Source organism: Streptosporangium sp. NBC_01810 (assembly GCF_035917355.1).
Classification (GTDB): Bacteria; Actinomycetota; Actinomycetes; order Streptosporangiales; family Streptosporangiaceae; genus Streptosporangium.
In genome coordinates this window covers 2,865,329-2,883,166 of record NZ_CP109070.1, presented here as the reverse complement: position 1 = coordinate 2,883,166, position 17,838 = coordinate 2,865,329, and the positions used below count along the sequence as shown (strand labels likewise).

The window sequence follows — 17,838 nt, the reverse complement described above, 5'->3', positions numbered from 1 at the left end:
GTGATGGAGACACCACAGAGACCGCGAAACACTACCGAAAGGGGCCGTCATGGCCACCAGGCACGGTCGGGACGTTCCCTCCAAGCAGTCCGTCCCGAACGTCACCCCTCCGGCGGCGACACGCCCGGTCGACTACGTCTGGGCGATCGCGCGCATCTCCATCGGATGGATCTTCCTGTGGGCGTTCCTCGACAAGACCTTCGGCTGGGGGTTCGCCACCCCCGCCGACCGCGCCTGGATCTCCGGCGGCAGCCCCACGACCGGGTTCCTCAAGGGCACCGGTGAGAACGCCCTCGGCGGCCTCTTCTCCGGCCTGGCCGGTCAGGCCTGGGTGGACTGGCTGTTCATGCTCGGCCTGCTCGGGGTCGGCGTCGCCCTCATCCTGGGGGCCGGCATGCGGATCGCCGCCGTCGCCGGGGGCCTGATGCTGATCCTGATGTGGGCCGCCGCTCTGCCCCTGACCACCAACCCGTTCATGGACGATCACATCGTCTACATCGTCGTGCTCGCCGGGCTGGCGATGGCGGGCGCCGGCGACACCCTCGGCATCGGCAGGTGGTGGAGCAACACCTCCCTGGTGCGGAACTACCCCGTCCTGCGCTAACCGGGCCACCACGACGCCCACCCCATGATCGGGGTGGGCGTTTTGCCGTCTTGGTGCGAGACTCGCGGACATGGCAGACACGGACTCCCATTCCCTGCTTCCGAACATGCGGCTGGACGAGCTGCTGTCGGAGCTGCAACTCCGGCTCGAAGCGGTACTCGCCACCCGCGACCGCGTACACGCCCTGCTCGAGGCGGTCGTGGCGGTCGGCAGCGACCTCGACCTGGAGACGGTGCTGCGCCGCATCGTCGAGACCGCGACCAGGCTGGTGGACGCCGGCTTCGGCGCGATGGGAGTGGTCGGCCAGGAGAACACGCTGGTGCAGTTCATTCCGGTGGGGCTCAGCGAGGAGGAGATCGCCAGGATCGAGCACTGGCCGCACGGGCTCGGCCTGCTCGGTTTGCTGATCAAGGAGCCGCGACCGCTGCGCCTGACGCGCATCTCCGACCATCCCGAGTCCTACGGCTTCCCTCCGGGCCATCCCCCCATGGGCTCCTTCCTCGGTGTGCCGGTCCGGGTGCGCGACGAGGTGTTCGGCAATCTTTACCTCACCGAGAAGCGCGGCGGCGGCGAGTTCGACGAGGAGGACCAGGCGATCGTCGTCGCGCTGGCCACCGCGGCCGGTGTGGCGATCGAGAACGCCCGCCTGTTCGAGGAGACCCGCCGCAGGGAGACGTGGCTGGCCGCGTCATCGGAGATCACCACCAGCCTGCTGTCCGGCGCGGACCCCCGGGAGGTCCTCACCCTGATGGCCGGGCACGCCCGTCAGATGACCGACGCGGACGTCGTGGCGATCCTGCTGCCGGAGGCGAACGGGCAGGTGCTGCGGGTGGCGATCGCCGACGGCGAGAACGCCGGGCAGCTGGAACAGGTGGAGATCCAGACCGCGGGATCCCTGGCCGGACGGGCCTTCGCCGACGGCGAGCCTTTCATGGTCAACGATCCGGACGAGACCGGACTGCGGAGCGTGTTCTCCGACCATCTGCCGATGGGCCCGGTGGGGGCCGTCCCGCTGGGCGCGGCGGGCGTCGCGCGCGGCGTGCTGTCACTCGGCAAGCGTTCGGGCCGCACCCCGTTCGTCCAGTCGGAGCTGCGTACCCTGCACGCCTTCGCAGCGCAGGCGGCGGTGGCACTGGAGCTGGCCGAGAGCCGCAAGGACGCCGAACGGCTGGGCCTGCTCGAAGACCGCGACCGCATCGCCAAGGACCTGCACGACGTGGTCATCCAGCGGCTGTTCGCCATCGCCATGACGCTGATGAGCACGGTCAGGCTGGTCGAGAGACCAGAGGCCTCCAGCCGCCTGAAAGGCGCCATCGACGAGCTTGACGAGACCATCCGCCAGATCCGCTCCACCATCTTCGCCCTCCAGACGCCCAGCGGGGACAGCGCCCCCAGCCTGCGCACCCGCATCGTCGAGATGGTGGAAGGCGCCCGTGGCCACCTGGGCTTCATGCCCGGCCTGCGAATGGACGGGCAGCTCGACAACCGCGTGCCGCCCGAGATCGCCGACCACCTGCTCGCGGTGTTGCGCGAGGCCCTGTCCAACGCGGTACGGCACGCCAAGGCAGGGAGGATCGACGTCTCCGTCGAGGCGCTGGACGACCGGCTCACCCTCGTCGTGCGGGACGACGGTATCGGGCTGGCCGGCGACGGCAGGCGCAGCGGCCTGCGGAACCTGCAGGAGCGGGCGGCCCGGCTCGGCGGCTCCTTCGAGATCATCTCGCCGGAGGCGGGGGGCACCAGGCTGAGCTGGAGCGTGCCGCTCTAGTCGACGGGCCTGGAGGAGATGCGGCGGCCGGTAAGGTGCCCCGTCTGCACCAGGATGTAGTGGTCCCGGCTTGCCGGCGCCCAGGCGGTCAGGGGTAGCCGGGCCAGGCGCTCGATCTCCTGCGACTCGTACACGGCTCGGGCGGGCCCCACCGCGGTGACCGACCAGCCGGTGCGCGCCGAAGAATCGAAGTCGTCGGCCTCGAAGGCGACGATCGCGTCGCGGGCCGCCGCGGCGAGCTTGGAATCGATGGTGGTGCGGATCACCACGGTCTCGCCGTCGAGGACGAAGTTGACCGGCTGTACGGCCGGAAGGGCACGGTCGGTGAACACGATCCGTCCGATCGAGACCGAGCCCAGGAGTTCGAGGCACTCCGGCCGGGAAAGCACTTCAAGGCCTGCCGAGTCGAGCTTCATGCCTTCAGGCTGCCCGTCGGCGCACCAGGGACGTTAGGGGCTAAAGTCCCGTCATTGGCGGTGTTCGGCCTTCCGGGGGACAGCGGTAGGCGTCGCCGTCTTGGTGCTCTTGCCCCCGGGCTACCGGGGCTCCTGCCGATGTGATGATCGTGACCATGGCCGAGATCGAGAGAGGCCGAGCTCGCGGCTCCTCGCCGTACCTGGCAGGTACGGTTCAGGCCGCGCCGTCGGCCTGGCCTCGCAGGGGGCTCCCTCACTGTTCAGCCGCCGGCCCCGGTAGCGGACGGGACGACGATTGAAATGGGGGCGTCCGGCCGGTTGTTCCCTTATAGGGGGTTCTGAATCGGGGCCTTCAGCCCTACCGCCAGGATGCCCTGGTGGCTGACATTGGGGGTTGAGGGGTGAAGACTCGCCGTCGTCGGCTGTGAGGAGGCCGCGGCGACCGATGAGCGGCCGGTTGCCCGGCGGAGCCGGGCGCGGGCATCGACGCCGTTTTCGGCCGCGCGCCGCGATCTCGAAGCTCCGCCGGTGAGCGGAGGTGTGCAGAGTGCCGGAAGGGGGTGGCGTGGTGTTCGCCGATCGTCAGGATGCCGGCGTACGGCTGGCCGAGCGGTTACGCGGGCTCGCCGGCGCCGAGGAAGTGGTCGTTCTGGGCCTGCCCAGGGGCGGCGTGCCGGTGGCGTTCGAGATCGCCCGGGCCCTTGGCGCTCCGCTGGATGTGATCGTGGTCCGCAAGCTCGGGGTGCCGTTCCAGCCGGAGCTCGGGTTCGGCGCCGTGGGAGAGGGCGGGATACGCGTCGTCAACCAGGACATCGTACGGCTCGCGCAGCTCACCTACGAGGAGACGGCCGAGGTGGAGGAGCGCCAGCGGGCCGAGGTCCTGCGCCGGGCGAGCCGGCTGCGCGGCGACCGCGCCCCGGCGGACCTGACGGGCCGCACGGCGATCGTGGTGGACGACGGGGTGGCCACCGGCGGGACGGCGCGTGTCGCCTGCCAGGCCGCTCGGGCGCGCGGTGCCTCACGGGTGGTGCTGGCGGTGCCGGTGGGGACACCGGACACGATCGAGAGCCTTCGCGAGGTCGCCGACGAGGTGGTCTGCCTGCGGACACCGGAGCACCTTCTGGCGGTCGGCGCCTGGTATGTCGATTTCGCCCAGACCACCGATGAGCAGGTGGCCTCGTTGCTCCGCAGGGCCGCGCCCGGGGTGGGGGAGCCCGACGAGAGCACGGCGTCCAATCCACCCTGCCTCGACGAGGAGGTTCTGGTGGACGCCGGGCGGGTCAGGTTGCCCGGTCAGCTCGTCCTCCCGGGCGGCGCCAGTGGAGTGGTGGTGTTCGTGCACGGCAGCGGCAGCAGCCGGCACAGCCCGCGTAACCGGCATGTGGCCGCCGTGCTCAACGACGCGGGTCTGGGGACGCTGCTGTTCGACCTGCTCACCCCGGAGGAGGGATACGACAGGGGCAACGTGTTCGACATCGGGCTGCTGGCCGAAAGGCTCATCCGGGTGACCGCCTGGCTGGGCGATCAACCCTGGGCGGCGGGCGTCCCCGTCGGTTATTTCGGGGCGAGCACCGGAGCCGCGGCCGCGCTGTGGGCGGCGGCGGAGCCGGGCTGCGAGGTCGCCGCCATCGTCTCCCGGGGCGGACGGCCCGATCTGGCCTGGCCTCGGCTGACCGAGGTGCGGGCGGCGACCCTGCTGATCGTGGGAGGTGACGACAGGGTGGTGCTCGACCTCAACCGGGCGGCACGGGGACGGTTACACGGTGAGAGCATGCTCCGGATCATCACCGGCGCCACACATCTGTTCGAAGAGCCGGGGGCGCTCGAGCGCGTCGCCGTCCTGGCCCGCGACTGGTTCACCGGTCACTTCGGTAGCGATCAGAGCGACCTTTGACGGCCACCTCGTCCTGAAGGACGAGGATCGGGACGAGGTGACCGAGCGTGAGGATCTGGCCGCCATCGGTCCGTATCCGACGGTCAAGCCCTACCCGGTGCGGTGACCGGAGGCTCGACCTCACCCCGCCCACGACCGCTCCGGGGAGCCTTCCCTCCGTGATGACGCCCCGCGATGGACGCCCCGTATTCGCGTGTTCCTCCCCCGGCTTCGCCTGGTGTCCCAGCCTGACATCCACGTCGCCGGCGAAACCGGCGGGGATCCGCATCACCATGACGCAGGGGCTGTTCCGTCCCGGATGGCACCCCTTGGGGGTCGTCTCCATGGAGAGGAGAACACCGTCGAATCGGGGGCCGGAGGGGTCCGGTTCGACGTCCGGAGCGGGGGACCCCGCTCGCGATTCGCGAGAATTTAGGAAATCTTCAGAGCTTTCGGGCTGCGGCGCTTCCCCAGAAGCCACGTCTCCCGTCGGGAATCGGTGAACGGTGAGACCCTCCGCGTTCGACCCATGTACCCCCGGGGGTATATTGGGTGCGGAGGTGAGGCGGGATGCAGATGGACGCGACGGTCCTGTCGGATGCGCTGACACGACTCAAACGGGCCCAGGGGCAGCTGGGCGGAGTGATCGCGATGATCGAGAACGGGGACGACTGCGAGCGGGTGCTGACCCAGCTGGCGGCGGTCTCCAAGGCGTTGGACCGGGCCGGATTCAAGATCATATCGACGGGCATGCAGCAGTGCCAGATGGCGCGTGAGCGCGGCGATCAGCCGCCGATCAGCCAGGAGCGGCTGGAGAAACTGTTCCTGGCCCTGTCGTGACACCATCGTGCCCCGCACGCCACGCGGCGGGCGGGGCACGATGAGAGGCGGGGCGTTCCTCTGTCCGACGTATACCCCCCTGGGTATATTCGCGCCGGAGTCGGGGGAACGCCTTCCGTGACGCGCACTCCGGCGGGCCGCCGCGACACCGCCGGACGCACATCCGGCGAGAGCTCGCCGCCGGGCCGCCGGCCGGCACGAAACCCGGGCGTGGCCGGCCCTCACCCGCCGGCGAAGACAGCAACGACGAGACAAAGTGAGAGACGACGATGACGACGATCGAGACAGAGGTGGTGCAGACCTCCTCGCTGGGGGACCGCAGCTACCTGGCCCATGACGGGCAGGTCGCGCTGGTGGTCGATCCGCAACGCGACATCGACCGGATCCTGGCCCTGGCCGGTCGGCTGGGCGTGCGCATCACCCACGTGGCCGAGACCCATCTGCACAACGACTACGTCTCCGGTGGGCCGGCCCTGGCCAGGCTGACGGGTGCGGCCTACCTGGTGGCGGCGGCCGACGAGGTCGCCTTCGACCGGGTGTCCGTGAGCGACGGCGACGAGATGGCGCTGTCGCCGTCGATGCGCCTTTCCGTGGTGGCCACCCCCGGGCACACCTTCCACCACCTGTCCTACGTGCTCGGCGGTCCCGGCGGGGCGGTGGGGGTGTTCACCGGCGGATCGTTGCTGTTCGGCACCACCGGCCGCACAGACCTGCTCGGCGCCCGGCACGCCCACGCCCTGGCTCATCACCAGCACGCCTCGGTGCGGCGGCTGGCCGATCTGCTGCCCGACGGTACGCGGGTCTGGCCCACCCACGGGTTCGGCAGCTTCTGCTCGGCCACCCAGAGCGACGCCTCATCCTCGACGATAGGACGTGAGCGAGGCGCCAACCCGGCGCTACGGCTGGAGGCCGACGACTTCGTCACCCAGACCCTCGCCGGGCTGGACGCCTACCCCGCCTACTACGCCCACATGGGCGCCAGGAACACCGCCGGCGCGGACCTGATCGACCTGACCCCGGCCCGGCGGGCCGACGCCGCCGAACTGCGCGCACGTATCGACGCCGGTGAATGGGTGGTGGACCTGCGCTCGCGTAAGGCGTTCACCCAACGGCACCTGGCCGGAACGCTGAGCTTCGGCCTGGACGGCCCGATGTCGACCTGGCTGGGCTGGATGGCACCCTGGGGGGCGCCCATCACGCTGCTGGGCGAGTCGGCGGAGCAGGTGGCCGCCGCCCAGCGCGAGCTGGCGCGCATCGGCGTCGATCGTCCGGCCGCCGCCGCGACCGGTACCCCCGAGCAGTGGGCCGGCGGCGACGGCGCCAGGCTGGGTGAGCTGACCGTCGCCACGTTCGCCGAGCTGGCCGCCGTACGCGAGGGCCGCGCCACACGCGGCCTGCCCAGCCCCGACGTCGTTCTGGACGTGCGGCTGCGCAACGAATGGCGCGCCGGGCACATCGACGGCGCGACGCACATCCCGCTGCCCGAACTGCCGCACCGCCTGGCCGAGATACCGGACGGGACGGTGTGGGTGCACTGCGGCTCCGGCTACCGGGCCGCCGCCGCGAGCAGCCTGCTGGCTCGCGGCGGCCGCCGGGTCGTACACATCGACGACAACTACTCCCAAGCGGCCGAAAGCGGCCTGACCATCGAGGAGACCTCATGACTATTCGCTCCGACACGCCCGCCACGCTGGATGTGGCCGCCCTGCGCCACCTGATGGACTCCGGGTCCGCGCCCCGGCTGATCGACGTGCGCACCCCCGGTGAGTTCGAGACCGCCCACGTCCCCGGCTCGGTCAACGTGCCGCTGGATCTGCTGCGCGAGCACCGTGAGCGGTTGCGCACCCACCTCGACGGCTCCGAGCGGGAGCAGGTTGTGCTCGTCTGCCGCTCCGGGCAGCGCGCGGCACAGGCCGCGGCGGCCCTGGCCGGAGCGGGACCGGTGGGCCCGCGTGTTCTGGAAGGGGGGATCCTCGCCTGGCAGGGTGCCGGCGCGCCGCTCCGTACCGGCCGGGCCCGCTGGGAGCTGGAACGTCAGGTACGCCCGGTGGCCGGATCCCTCGTGCTGACCTCGATCCTGGCCGGCACGCTGTTTCCGCCGGCCAAGTGGCTCGCCGCCGCGATCGGTGGCGGGCTGACCTTCGCCGCGCTGTCCAACACCTGCGCGATGGGCATGCTGCTGGCCAAACTCCCCTACAACCGAGGCCCCCGCCGGCCCGACCTGAAGGCGGTGCTGAGCCGGTTGGCGCAACGGGAGACGACCCCTTGACCGCGGCACTCGGCCTGGGCGCGCTGATCGGCATCCTGCTCGGGTTGCTGGGCGGCGGCGGGTCGATCCTGGCGGTACCCGCCCTGGTGTACGGGGCGGGCCTGCCACCGGCCTCGGCGGTACCGGCCTCGCTGCTGGTGGTGGGCATCTCCTCGGCCGCCGCCGTGTTGCCCCGCATCCGGGCCGGACAGGTGCGCCGGCGCATCGCCGCGGTGTTCGGCGGCGCCGGGGCCCTGGCCGCGTTCGGTGGCGCCGCGATCAACCGGATGCTGCCCCCACAGGCGATCCTGATCGGGTTCGCCGTGCTCATGGTGGTGGCCGGCTGGCGGATGCTGGCCGGCAACACGCCGACCGGCGGGGCCTGCGCGCTGCCCGGCGGCGGGGTGAACTGGCGCGGTTGCCTGCCCAAGGCCGTCGCCGCCGGCGCGGCCGTGGGCGTGCTGACCGGCCTGTTCGGCGTCGGAGGGGGGTTCCTCATCATCCCGGCGCTGGTACTGGCGCTGGGGTTGCCGATGACGGCCGCGGTCGGTACCTCGCTGCTCATCGTGGTGGTCAACTCGGCGGCCGGGTTCGCCGCCCACGCCGGTGGCGCCGGCCTGGACTACACGGTCATCGGGGCCTTCACGGCGGCCGCGGTGACCGGGTCGCTGGCGGCCGCCCGCCTGGGCCGCCACCTGGACGCCGAGCGCCTGCGCCGCTGGTTCGCCTACCTCGTCTTCGTCGTGGCCGCCTTCGTCCTGGCCCAGGGAGTGCTCGACCTCGTGGCGCCGGGCGGCTGAGCGGAAATCGCCGATCCCACCGGGGGTCCCGAAGATGTGCTTGGCCATCTTGTACTTCCAGCCCTTGCGGTGGTGCGGTACGACCTCCTCCAGCCGGCGATCTCCGGGCTGTGCTCGCCGTGCTCGTCGGCCGGCGCGCCGATGCTTTGGTCAGTTCTCCGGATGCAGCATGAGAAGGACAGCGCGATTGTGCGCGGCGTGACCTCGGTACAGGTGCGGGCGAGCGGCATTGAACCGGATGGAATCGCCTTCGGCCAGGTCGGTGGGGGAATCGGCCGGGCCGGTGGTGACGTGTCCATGGGTGAGCACGAGGCATTCCTCGACGCCGGGCAGGTGGGCGTCGGAGCGCTGGGTGCTCTGGGCGATTCACCCCCATTAGAGGCTACTTCGTTGGAAATTTCTTCATTGCTCCAGTCCGGGACCCCTGAGGTGGCGAGGTCTGCTGACGCGTCGGATGGGGAACGGGAAGCGATGCCACCGGATCGCGAACGAGTGGATCCGCGTGCATTCCCTGTCACATCGGGTCGCCGCCCTGGTCAGATGACACGTGTCGATTTCTGCGGGTCCGGATCGACGCGTAGTCGGAAACCGGCGAGGATCGGTTCTCTGATCACCTGAAGGAGATACAGCGATGCGATTTCTGATGACGACCAAGGGCGGCGACACGGCACCCCCGAGCGAGGCGGTCTACGCGGAGATGGCCGCGTTCGTCGAGGAGATGACCCGGGCGGGGGTGCTGCTGGCGACCGGTGGCCTGGACCCGGCCGGCCTTCACGTCTCGGCCTCCGGCGGCGAGATGACCGTCACCGACGGGCCGTTCACCGAGGCGAAGGAGGCCATCGTCAGCTTCGCGCTCATCGAGGCGCGCTCGAAGGAGGAGGCCATCGAGCTCGCCCGGCGCTTCTGGAAGATCATCGGCGACGGTGAGGGCACCATCCAGCAGGTCTTCGGCCCGGAGGACTGATCGGGCGCTTGCACACCTGCCCGGCGGGTGCTGTGATCGAGCCCGTGATGTCCCGGGACGCCCATCGCGCGGTTGACGAGGTCTGGAAGATGGAGTCGGCGAGGATCATCGCCGGGCTCGTCCGGATGGTGGGCGACGTGGGGCTGGCCGAGGAGCTCGCGCAGGACGCGCTCCTCGCCGCCCTCGAACAGTGGCCTGACTCAGGTGTTCCGGACAGTCCGGGCGCCTGGCTCATGGCCGTCGCCAAACGTCGCGCCATCGACCACCTGCGGCGCGACGAGCGGCTCGAACGCAGGCACGAGCAGCTCGCCCACGAGCTCGCGATCCGGCCGGACAGCACCGAGGCCGAGACCGACGCGGCACTCGACGATGAGGTGGGCGATGACGTCCTGCGCCTGATGTTCGTCTCCTGCCACCCGGCGCTGTCTGCCGAGTCCCGGGTGGCGTTGACGTTGCGGCTGCTCGGTGGCCTGCGTACCGACGAGATCGCGAGGGCCTTTCTCGTCCCCGAGCCGACCGTCGCGCAGCGCGTCGTCCGGGCCAAACGCACCCTCGCCGCACTCGGGGTCCCCTTCGAGGTCCCCGTGGGGCCGGACCGGGCGGCGCGCCTGTCGTCGGTTCTCGAGGTCATCTACCTGGTGTTCAACGAGGGGTACGCGGCGAGTGCCGGTGACGACTGGATGCGCCAGGATCTCTGCCAGGAGGCGCTGCGCCTGGGCCGTCTGCTGGCCGGGCTCGCGCCAGGCGAGGCCGAGGTTCACGGCCTGGTCGCACTGATGGAGCTCCAGGCGTCCCGGCTGGCCGCCAGGACGGGGCCATCGGGGGAACCCGTCGCGCTGCACGAGCAGAACCGCGGACGCTGGGACCGGCTCCTCATCCGTCGCGGTTTCGCGGCGCTGCTGCGGGCGAAGCGGTTCGGCGGACCTCTCGGCCCGTACGTGCTACAGGCCGCCATCGCGGTCTGTCACGCGCGGGCCCGTACGGCGGAGGAGACCGACTGGGCGCAGATCGCCGCCCTCTACGAAACGCTCGTCCGGGTGCTGCCCACTCCGGTCGTGCAGCTCAACCGTGCGGTCGCGCTGGCCATGGCGTACGGTCCCGGGGCGGGGCTGGTGCTCGTCGACACCCTGGTGGCCGAGCCGGTGCTCGAGGGCTACCACCGGGTGCCCAGCGTGCGCGGCGATCTGCTGGCCAGGCTCGGCCGCCACGAGGAGGCCCGGCGGGAGTTCGAACGGGCCGCGGCGCTCACTCTCAACGTGCCGGAACGAACGATCCTGCTGGAACGCGCCGCCGCCTGCGCGGACGCTGCCACACCGGGGACCGCGGTCACCCTGGCCGAGGCCGCGACCGCCTTCCTCACCCGTGACGACCTGGACGCCGCGACCGTCCGTTCCTACGGCCAGACCATGAGCCGGCTCCGTCGCGACCTCGGCGACGACATCCCGCTGCGGGGTGTGACCGCCGGACAGGTCACCGAGGTCTTCGCCACCGCCTGGGAGAGCGCCGCCGCCGCGACGTGGAACAGGCACCGAGGTGCCGTCCGCTCCTTCTCCGCCTGGGCCGCGGACCGGGGCCGGCCGAGCGAAGACCTGGCCGCCGGGATCGCTCGCCGGCCCGAGCCCCGGTCGCGCACCCGCCCCATGGAGCCGCCACGCGTCGAGGCGCTGTGGGAGCGGCAGGACCTCGCCCCGCGCGAGCGCGCCCTGTGGCTGATGCTCCACGAGAGCGCGGCCGGGATCGGCTCGGTGCTCGCGCTCAACGTCGAGGACCTCGACCTGGCGGGGATGCGCGGCCGGGCGCCGGGGTCCCGCTGGATTCACTGGCGGTCGGGCACCGCCGAGCTCATCCCCCAGCTCATCGCGAGCCGTCGTCGCGGCCCGCTGTTCCTGTCCGAGCGCAGGCCCGGTCCCGGTCGGCGGCCCGCCCCCGGCGACCTGTGCCCCGAGACCGGCCGCCGCAGGCTCTCCTACGAACGGGCCGAATATCTGTTCAAGCGGGCCACCGGCCACACCCTCAACCAACTTCGGACCGGTTGAACCGTTTCGGTGAGCCTCGGCGCGTTTCGACGTACGAGGTCGTGCCGGTTCATGCGCCCGATCAGGGGCGCCGCTGTTTCGCAGGGGGGATCGTGAAGGCGGCGACCAGGAGAGCAGGTGGTGGCCGGATCCGGTCACACCTGCCGCGGTTCGGCGGGTGACCGGCCGCCCGAGATCTCCGAGGGCCATTAGCCACGAACCTCCCGCAGGGTTTCAGCCGCCTGGCTGACGCCTTCATCCGCCGCCCCGCCCGCCGCCGCGGTGACACGCCAGGCTGTGACCAGGGGATATCCGGCCTCATCCAGGGGGTGGCGGTTAGGGTCGTTTCACCTGTCTCAGTGGGGCACAGCCAGTTCCGGCGGTGATCGGTGCGTTATCCGAGGAGTGGGCATGGCATCGCAGGTTCTGCTGATCGGCCCGCACGGGGTGTCCGGTAGTGCGATTCGCGTCCGGCTGGGTGAGGATCCGCAGGTGAGGCTGATCACGGTTTCGCGGCGGGAGGCCGAGCCCGCCCCGGGGGTGGAACGTCACCTCGGCGTCGACCTGATCGATCCGAGGGCCACGCACGCGGCCTTCGCCGGCCTGGGGCATATCACCCGACTGGTCTTCGCCGGGTATGCCGAGCGGTCCACCATGGCCGAGATGGTGCGTGACAACACCGCGATGCTCGCCAACACCCTCAACGGTCTGCACGGCGCGGGGGCACGGCTGGCCCACGTGACCCTGATCACCGGCGGAAAGGGGTACGGCCGGCATCTGGGGTATTACAAGACGCCGGCCAAGGAGAGTGATCCGCGCATCCTGGGTCCGATGTTCCACTACGACCAGGAGGACCTGCTCGTCCGGCGCGGTGACGAGCGCGGTTTCACCTGGACGGTGCTGCGTCCCGATGTCGTCATCGGTTTTGCCATCGGATCCCCGATGAGTCTGCTCAACTCCGTCGGTGTCTATGCCGCGGTCTGCAAGGACGTGGGTGTTCCGCTGCGTTTCCCCGGTACACCGGCCGACTGGAGGATGCTGCACCAGTTCACCGATGCCCGCATCCTCGCCTCGGCCGCGCACTGGTCGCTGACCGCTGAGAGCGCACGTAACGAGGCGTTCAACGTCACCAATGGTGATCTGTATCGCTGGGAGCATCTGTGGTCTGAGATCGCCGAGGTCTTCGAGATGCCCACCGCCGCTCCTCAGCCGATGTCGCTGGAGGAGCACATGGCCGACAAGGCCCCGGTCTGGGAGCGGCTGGTGCGGGAGCGCGACCTTGTTCCCACCCCCTACGCGCAGATGGCGTCCTGGCCTTTCGCCGATGAGATCCTGGCCCGCGATTTCGATTCCGTGCAGAGCACCGTCAAGATCCGCCGGGCCGGCTTCCATGACTGCGTGGACTCCCATGAGAGCTTCACCGGTCTGCTCGCCCGGATGCGTCACGAGCATCTCCTGCCCTGACCTGGGGTGTCCCCGTGCGGGATCAGGTGGTGGCGCCGAGGATCGTGTCGAGGGCGTGCGCCTGTGCGAGACCCTCCCGGGTGGGTCTGGAGAGTCGAAAGTCCCACGTATCGGTGCGGTCCTCATCCGGTGATCCACCAGTCGGGGTGCAGCAGATCGGCGTTCGGGTCGTTGGAGAACGGATACTGGTTGTACAGCCACGAGTACCGTGAGGTGAGGGTCATGGACTTCTTGGCTCCGCCGTTCACCATGACGTTGAGCGGTGCGGTGATGCCGCCGCCACCTTGGGCGTCCGGGATGCTGTAGCGCACGGTGATCGCGTTGGCCGCGCTCGGCAGGGTGAACTCGACGTGCTGTCCGGGCGTCAGCCTGACCGCTCTGCGGCCCGACGCCTCCGCCGGCAGCGTGTACGCGGTGCGGTCCGGGCCGATGATCGTGCCGTTCGTCGCGGCGTTCTCCGCCTCCTGCTCGGCGAAGTCGACATCCGCGCCCCGGCCCGCGACGAGCGACGGGTCGAGGCCGGCGCGCGTCACCACGGGCGTCGAGGCTCCGTCCGCGCCCCTGTCGGCAAGGGCCGTGCCGCCGAGCACGACGCTGATGCCGACGGCGATGGGGCGTTGTGGAGTTCCCGCGATGCACGACCGGCCGCGACGCGCAACCGGCCGCGACGCACGGCGGACGAGGGGGCCCGGTGTGGGCTGTGCGCCGGACCGGCCAAAACGCCTGCGCGGTCGTCGGCGCGGCAGCTCGCCTACCTGAGGCGGCGTGTCTTCGGCCCGATCGGCATGACCGCCGTCGGCGACCGGGCCGTCAAACCGGCGAAGGGGTTCAACTCGCTCTATGGCCCCCGGATACCGGAAACCCCCGACTGGACGTGAGCGGATGTTCGCGGTGCCTCAGACGTTGCGCCGGTACTGGCCGCCGACCTCGAAGAGCGCGTCGGTGATCTGCTGCAGGCTGCACACGCGGGCGGTGTCCATCAGCACGGCGAACATGTTCCCGCCGTCGTGGGCGGCGTCCCTGAGAGCGACCAGGGCGGCTTGCGCCTGCCCGCGGTGGCGTTCCTGGAAGGCGCCGACCCGCTCCAGCTGGGAGCGTTTCTCGGCCTCGGTGGCGCGGGCGAGTTCCACCGGCCCGGCGTTGCGGGCGTCGGCGTCGGGATTGCGGAAGGTGTTGACGCCGATGATCGGCAGGCTGCCGTCGTGTTTGCGCTGCTCGTAGCGCATCGACTCGTCCTGGATGCGGCCACGCTGGTAGCCGGTCTCCATCGCGCCGAGCACGCCGCCTCGCTCGCTGATCCGGTCGAACTCCTCCAGCACGGCCTCCTCGACCAGGTCGGTGAGCTGGTCGATGATGTACGAGCCCTGCAACGGGTTCTCGTTCATCGCCAGGCCCCACTCGCGGTTGATGATGAGCTGGATGGCCAGGGCGCGGCGTACCGATTCGGAGGTGGGGGTGGTGACGGCCTCGTCGTAGGCGTTGGTGTGCAGGCTGTTGCAGTTGTCGTAGATCGCGATCAGGGCCTGCAGTGTGGTGCGGATGTCGTTGAAATCCATCTCCTGGGCGTGCAGCGACCGGCCGGAGGTCTGGATGTGGTATTTGAGCTTCTGCGACCGCTCGTTCGCGCCGTAGCGCTCCCGCATCGCGACCGCCCAGATCCGCCGCGCGACCCGGCCGAGCACGCTGTACTCGGGATCCATGCCGTTGGAGAAGAAGAACGACAGGTTCGGCGCGAAGTCGTCGATCTTCATACCACGGGCCAGGTAGGACTCCACGTAGGTGAAGCCGTTGGTCAGGGTGAAGGCGAGCTGGCTGATGGGGTTGGCCCCGGCCTCGGCGATGTGGTAACCGGAGATCGACACCGAGTAGAAGTTGCGCACCCCGTTGTGGATGAACCACTCCTGGATGTCGCCCATCATCCGGAGCGAGAACTCGGTGGAGAAGATGCAGGTGTTCTGGCCCTGATCCTCCTTGAGGATGTCGGCCTGCACGGTGCCGCGCACGGTGGCCAGTGTCCGGGCGCGCAGCTTCGCCGCCTCCTCGGGCGAGGGCTCACAGCCGTGCGTGTCGCGGTGGCGATCGAGCGCCTGGTCGATGGCCGCATTGAGGAAGAAGGCCAGGACGGTGGGGGCGGGGCCGTTGATGGTCATGGACACCGACGTGGCCGGTGCGGCCAGGTCGAACCCGTCGTAGAGCGCCTTCATGTCGTCCAGGGTCGCGATCGACACGCCGGAGGTGCCGACCTTGCCGTAGACGTCGGGGCTCTGGCCGGGGTCGCGGCCGTACAGGGTGACCGAGTCGAACGCGGTGGACAGCCGGGTCGCCTCGCTGTCGGCCGACAGCAGTTTGAAGCGCAGGTTGGTGCGGAAGGCGTCCCCCTCGCCGGCGAACATCCGGGCCGGATCCTCGCCCTCGCGCTTGAACGGGAAGACCCCGGCCGTGAACGGGAAACGGCCGGGCAGGTTCTCGCTCCGCAGGAAGCGCAGCAGTTCCCCGTGATCGGTGTAGCGCGGCAGCGCCACCCGTGGAATCGTGCTGCCCGAGAGCGACTCGCGGGTCAGCAGGGTGCGCGACTCCCGGTCGCGGACCCGCACCACCTGCTCCTGGCCCGAGTACGCCTCGACGACGGCGGGCCAGCCGTCGATGAGCTCGGCGTTGGCCGGTGCGAGGTCGGCTCGGGCCTGATCGGCCAGCTCGGCGACGGCCGTCGCGGGTGATCCGGTGAGCTCGGCCGCCACCTCGGTCAGCCGCTGCAGGCGCCGGGCGGCCGCGATCTGCCGGGCGGTCTCGGCGTGGTAGCCGCGTACGGTCTCGGCGATCTCGGCGAGGTAGCGGACCCGGCCGGGCGGGACGATCTGGGCCGCGCCGGTGGAGACGCGGCCACTCACCTCGGGCAGGACACCGGGCTGGAGCGGCAGGCCGCCTTGGGCCAGCAGGCCGCTCAGGTGCTGGTACAGGGCGGTGACGCCGTCGTCGTTGAAGGTGGCCGCGCTGGTACCGAACACCGGCATGTCCTCGGGCCGGGCGCCGAACGCCTCCCGGTTGCGGATCAGCTGCCGTGACACGTCGCGCAGCGCGTCGGCCGCGCCGCGCCGTTCGAACTTGTTGATCGCCACCACGTCGGCGAAGTCCAGCATGTCGATCTTCTCAAGCTGGGACGCCGCGCCGAACTCGGGCGTCATCACATACAGTGCGACGTCGACAAGGGGGACGATCGCGGCGTCACCCTGGCCGATGCCCGGAGTCTCCAGGATCACCAGGTCGTATCCGGCGGCCTTGCACGCCTCGATCACCGCTCCGATGTTCTCGGGCAGCTCGCGGGCTCCCCGGGTGGCCAGGGAACGGAAGAAGACGCGGTCGCCGTCCAGGGTGTTCATCCGGATTCGGTCGCCCAGCAGCGCGCCGCCGCCACGGCGCCGGGTCGGGTCCACCGCCAGCACGGCCACCCGGAGCTTGTCCTGCTGGTCGGTGCGGAGCCGGCGTACCAGTTCGTCGGTGAGGGAGGACTTGCCTGAGCCGCCGGTGCCGGTTATGCCGAGCACCGGAACCCGGCGGCCGGCGGCCGCGTCCGCCAGTACCCGCCGGTCGGCCTCCGGCAGTGTCCCGCCCTGCAGGCAGGTGATCGTGCGCGCCAGCGCCGTCCGCTCACCCGCCAGCACGCTCTCGACCGGTGCCGGCCGCGCGGCGAGATCGACGTCCGACTCGCGTACGAGCCGATTGATCATTCCCGGCAGGCCGAACCGCTGGCCGTCCTCGGGGGAGAAGATCCGCACCCCCGACTCGGCCAGCCGGGCGATCTCCTCCGGCACGATGACGCCACCGCCGCCACCGAAGATCTGGACGTGTCCCAGCCCTGCCTGGCCGAGCGCCGAGGCGAGGTATTCGAAGTACTCGACGTGCCCACCCTGGTAGGAGCTGACCGCCACCCCCTGGGCGTCCTCCTCCATGACCGCGTCGACCACTTCCCGCACCGAGCGGTTGTGACCCAGATGGATCACTTCGGCTCCCTGGGCCTGCAGGATCCGCCGCATGATGTTGATCGCCGCGTCATGCCCGTCGAACAGCGCGGCGGCGGTGACGAAACGCACCGGGTGGGCGGGAACGTGCAGCGAGTCGTTGACGCGGGAGTGGTCGTCGGAGCGTGGCACCGGACTCTCCTGGAGGGTAATGAATCCTTGGACATCAAATATTTTGACATTAAAGTACAAAGGTGATCGGGATCCGGTCAAGTACCGTGAGCCGGTGCCTAGTTCACCCTCTTTCGATTCCATCGCCGAAGCTCACCGGCAGTGGAACGCCCGCTGGCCCGAGCATGCCGACCACATGGCCACCGTCACCTCCGTCATGCGGGTGCAGCAACTGCTGCTGAGCCGGATCGAGGAGACCCTCAAGCCGTACGGCCTGACCTTCGCGGCCTACGAGGCGCTGCAACTGCTGGCGTTCGCGCGGGGAGCGCTGCCGATGGGAAAGATGGGGGAGCGGCTGATGGTGCATCCCGCCTCCGTGACCAACGTCGTCACCCGCCTGGAGCAGCGCGGGCTCGTGGAACGGCGGGTCTCACCCGACGACCGGCGCGTGGTCCTGGCCAGGATCACTTCCGCGGGGCAGGCTCTGGCACTGCGGGCGACCGAGGCCCTCAACGAGAGCTCGTTCGGCCTGGCCGACCTCACCTGTGCTCAGGCCGCCGAGGCCACCGCCCACCTCCGCGATATCCGCGCCGCCCTGGGCGACGTCCATCGGCCAGGTCAGGCCGGAACAAACCCGCGTAACCTACCCGTACGCCCGTAGCCAAGGCCGGTGAGACAAAGCGGGCCGACGACCAGCCCGCACAGCAGCAATCGCCTGG

The 17,838-nt window shown here is 70.5% G+C and carries 14 protein-coding genes and 1 pseudogene; 11 read left to right on the top strand and 4 right to left on the bottom strand.

Annotated elements, in window-relative coordinates; genetic code table 11:
- Window positions 1-49: 49 nt before the first annotated feature.
- Together OIE13_RS12980 and OIE13_RS12975 are read left to right on the top strand one after the other, a co-directional pair.
- The gene (locus tag OIE13_RS12980; protein ID WP_326639852.1) at window positions 50-604 is read left to right on the top strand and encodes a hypothetical protein; all 555 of its coding nucleotides are present in this window, start codon (window positions 50-52) and stop codon (window positions 602-604) included.
- Window positions 605-674: 70 nt separating this feature from the next.
- A complete protein-coding gene (locus OIE13_RS12975) occupies window positions 675-2,372 on the top strand; it encodes a sensor histidine kinase (RefSeq protein WP_326639854.1) in 1,698 nt (565 codons plus the stop codon).
- Here OIE13_RS12975 and OIE13_RS12970 read toward each other — a convergent pair.
- Window positions 2,369-2,788, bottom strand: coding sequence for a pyridoxamine 5'-phosphate oxidase family protein (locus tag OIE13_RS12970; RefSeq protein WP_326639855.1), 420 nt, complete (start codon window positions 2,786-2,788; stop codon window positions 2,369-2,371). The two genes, OIE13_RS12975 and OIE13_RS12970, sit on opposite strands and share 4 nt — an antisense overlap.
- A 547-nt stretch (window positions 2,789-3,335) precedes the next feature.
- Here OIE13_RS12970 and OIE13_RS12965 point away from each other — a divergent pair.
- From OIE13_RS12965 to OIE13_RS12945, 5 genes are all read left to right on the top strand, one after another.
- Complete coding sequence (locus OIE13_RS12965; RefSeq protein WP_326639857.1) at window positions 3,336-4,682, top strand: phosphoribosyltransferase; 1,347 nt, start codon at window positions 3,336-3,338, stop codon at window positions 4,680-4,682.
- Between the two features lie 549 nt (window positions 4,683-5,231).
- Window positions 5,232-5,501, top strand: a complete 270-nt coding sequence (locus OIE13_RS12960) for a metal-sensitive transcriptional regulator (protein WP_326639859.1) — start codon at window positions 5,232-5,234, stop codon at window positions 5,499-5,501.
- Window positions 5,502-5,770: 269 nt separating this feature from the next.
- Window positions 5,771-7,165: an MBL fold metallo-hydrolase gene (locus OIE13_RS12955; protein ID WP_326639861.1), complete on the top strand. Its 1,395-nt coding sequence runs from the start codon at window positions 5,771-5,773 to the stop codon at window positions 7,163-7,165.
- Window positions 7,162-7,770, top strand: a complete 609-nt coding sequence (locus tag OIE13_RS12950) for a rhodanese-like domain-containing protein (RefSeq protein WP_326830060.1) — start codon at window positions 7,162-7,164, stop codon at window positions 7,768-7,770. Before OIE13_RS12955 ends, OIE13_RS12950 begins: the two co-directional genes overlap by 4 nt.
- The gene (locus tag OIE13_RS12945) at window positions 7,767-8,549 is read left to right on the top strand and encodes a sulfite exporter TauE/SafE family protein (protein ID WP_326639866.1); all 783 of its coding nucleotides are present in this window, start codon (window positions 7,767-7,769) and stop codon (window positions 8,547-8,549) included. Before OIE13_RS12950 ends, OIE13_RS12945 begins: the two co-directional genes overlap by 4 nt.
- Window positions 8,550-8,699: 150 nt before the next feature.
- Here OIE13_RS12945 and OIE13_RS12940 read toward each other — a convergent pair whose 3' ends face one another.
- A complete protein-coding gene (locus tag OIE13_RS12940) occupies window positions 8,700-8,858 on the bottom strand; it encodes a hypothetical protein (RefSeq protein ID WP_326830059.1) in 159 nt (52 codons plus the stop codon).
- A gap of 322 nt (window positions 8,859-9,180) precedes the next feature.
- Between OIE13_RS12940 and OIE13_RS12935 the strand changes: the two genes are divergently transcribed.
- The 3 genes and pseudogenes from OIE13_RS12935 to OIE13_RS12925 all read left to right on the top strand — a co-directional run bounded on the left by OIE13_RS12935 (window position 9,181) and on the right by OIE13_RS12925 (window position 12,992).
- On the top strand, window positions 9,181-9,513 hold the full coding sequence (locus tag OIE13_RS12935) for a YciI family protein (RefSeq protein ID WP_326830058.1): 333 nt from the start codon (window positions 9,181-9,183) through the stop codon (window positions 9,511-9,513).
- 47 nt (window positions 9,514-9,560) lie between these two features.
- Window positions 9,561-10,811: pseudogene (locus OIE13_RS36665) on the top strand (RNA polymerase sigma factor); the annotation flags it as partial.
- A 1,128-nt stretch (window positions 10,812-11,939) separates the two neighbouring features.
- Window positions 11,940-12,992 carry an SDR family oxidoreductase gene (locus OIE13_RS12925; protein ID WP_326639874.1) on the top strand — a complete coding sequence of 351 codons (1,053 nt, stop codon included), beginning with the start codon at window positions 11,940-11,942 and terminating at the stop codon, window positions 12,990-12,992.
- 122 nt (window positions 12,993-13,114) lie between these two features.
- Here OIE13_RS12925 and OIE13_RS12920 read toward each other — a convergent pair whose 3' ends face one another.
- Both OIE13_RS12920 and icmF read right to left on the bottom strand, forming a co-directional pair.
- A complete protein-coding gene (locus tag OIE13_RS12920) occupies window positions 13,115-13,582 on the bottom strand; it encodes a hypothetical protein (protein ID WP_326639875.1) in 468 nt (155 codons plus the stop codon).
- A gap of 306 nt (window positions 13,583-13,888) precedes the next feature.
- Window positions 13,889-17,140: a fused isobutyryl-CoA mutase/GTPase IcmF gene (gene icmF / locus OIE13_RS12915; protein ID WP_326830056.1), complete on the bottom strand. Its 3,252-nt coding sequence runs from the start codon at window positions 17,138-17,140 to the stop codon at window positions 13,889-13,891.
- Window positions 17,141-17,234: 94 nt separating this feature from the next.
- Here icmF and OIE13_RS12910 point away from each other — a divergent pair, with 94 nt between their 5' ends.
- Entirely contained in the window at window positions 17,235-17,780 is a 546-nt protein-coding gene (locus tag OIE13_RS12910) for a MarR family winged helix-turn-helix transcriptional regulator (RefSeq protein WP_326639879.1), read from the top strand.
- The last annotated feature ends 58 nt before the right edge of the window (window positions 17,781-17,838 follow it).

Excerpts from the sequence above, each read along its gene's own strand:
- OIE13_RS12980 (WP_326639852.1), top strand. The coding sequence starts at position 50 with ATGGCCACCAGGCACGGTCGGGACGTTCCCTCCAAGCAGTCCGTCCCG.
- OIE13_RS12975 (WP_326639854.1), top strand. The coding sequence starts at position 675 with ATGGCAGACACGGACTCCCATTCCCTGCTTCCGAACATGCGGCTGGAC.
- OIE13_RS12970 (WP_326639855.1), bottom strand. The coding sequence starts at position 2,788 with ATGAAGCTCGACTCGGCAGGCCTTGAAGTGCTTTCCCGGCCGGAGTGC.
- OIE13_RS12960 (WP_326639859.1), top strand. The coding sequence starts at position 5,232 with ATGCAGATGGACGCGACGGTCCTGTCGGATGCGCTGACACGACTCAAA.
- OIE13_RS12955 (WP_326639861.1), top strand. The coding sequence starts at position 5,771 with ATGACGACGATCGAGACAGAGGTGGTGCAGACCTCCTCGCTGGGGGAC.
- OIE13_RS12950 (WP_326830060.1), top strand. The coding sequence starts at position 7,162 with ATGACTATTCGCTCCGACACGCCCGCCACGCTGGATGTGGCCGCCCTG.
- OIE13_RS12935 (WP_326830058.1), top strand. The coding sequence starts at position 9,181 with ATGCGATTTCTGATGACGACCAAGGGCGGCGACACGGCACCCCCGAGC.
- OIE13_RS12925 (WP_326639874.1), top strand. The coding sequence starts at position 11,940 with ATGGCATCGCAGGTTCTGCTGATCGGCCCGCACGGGGTGTCCGGTAGT.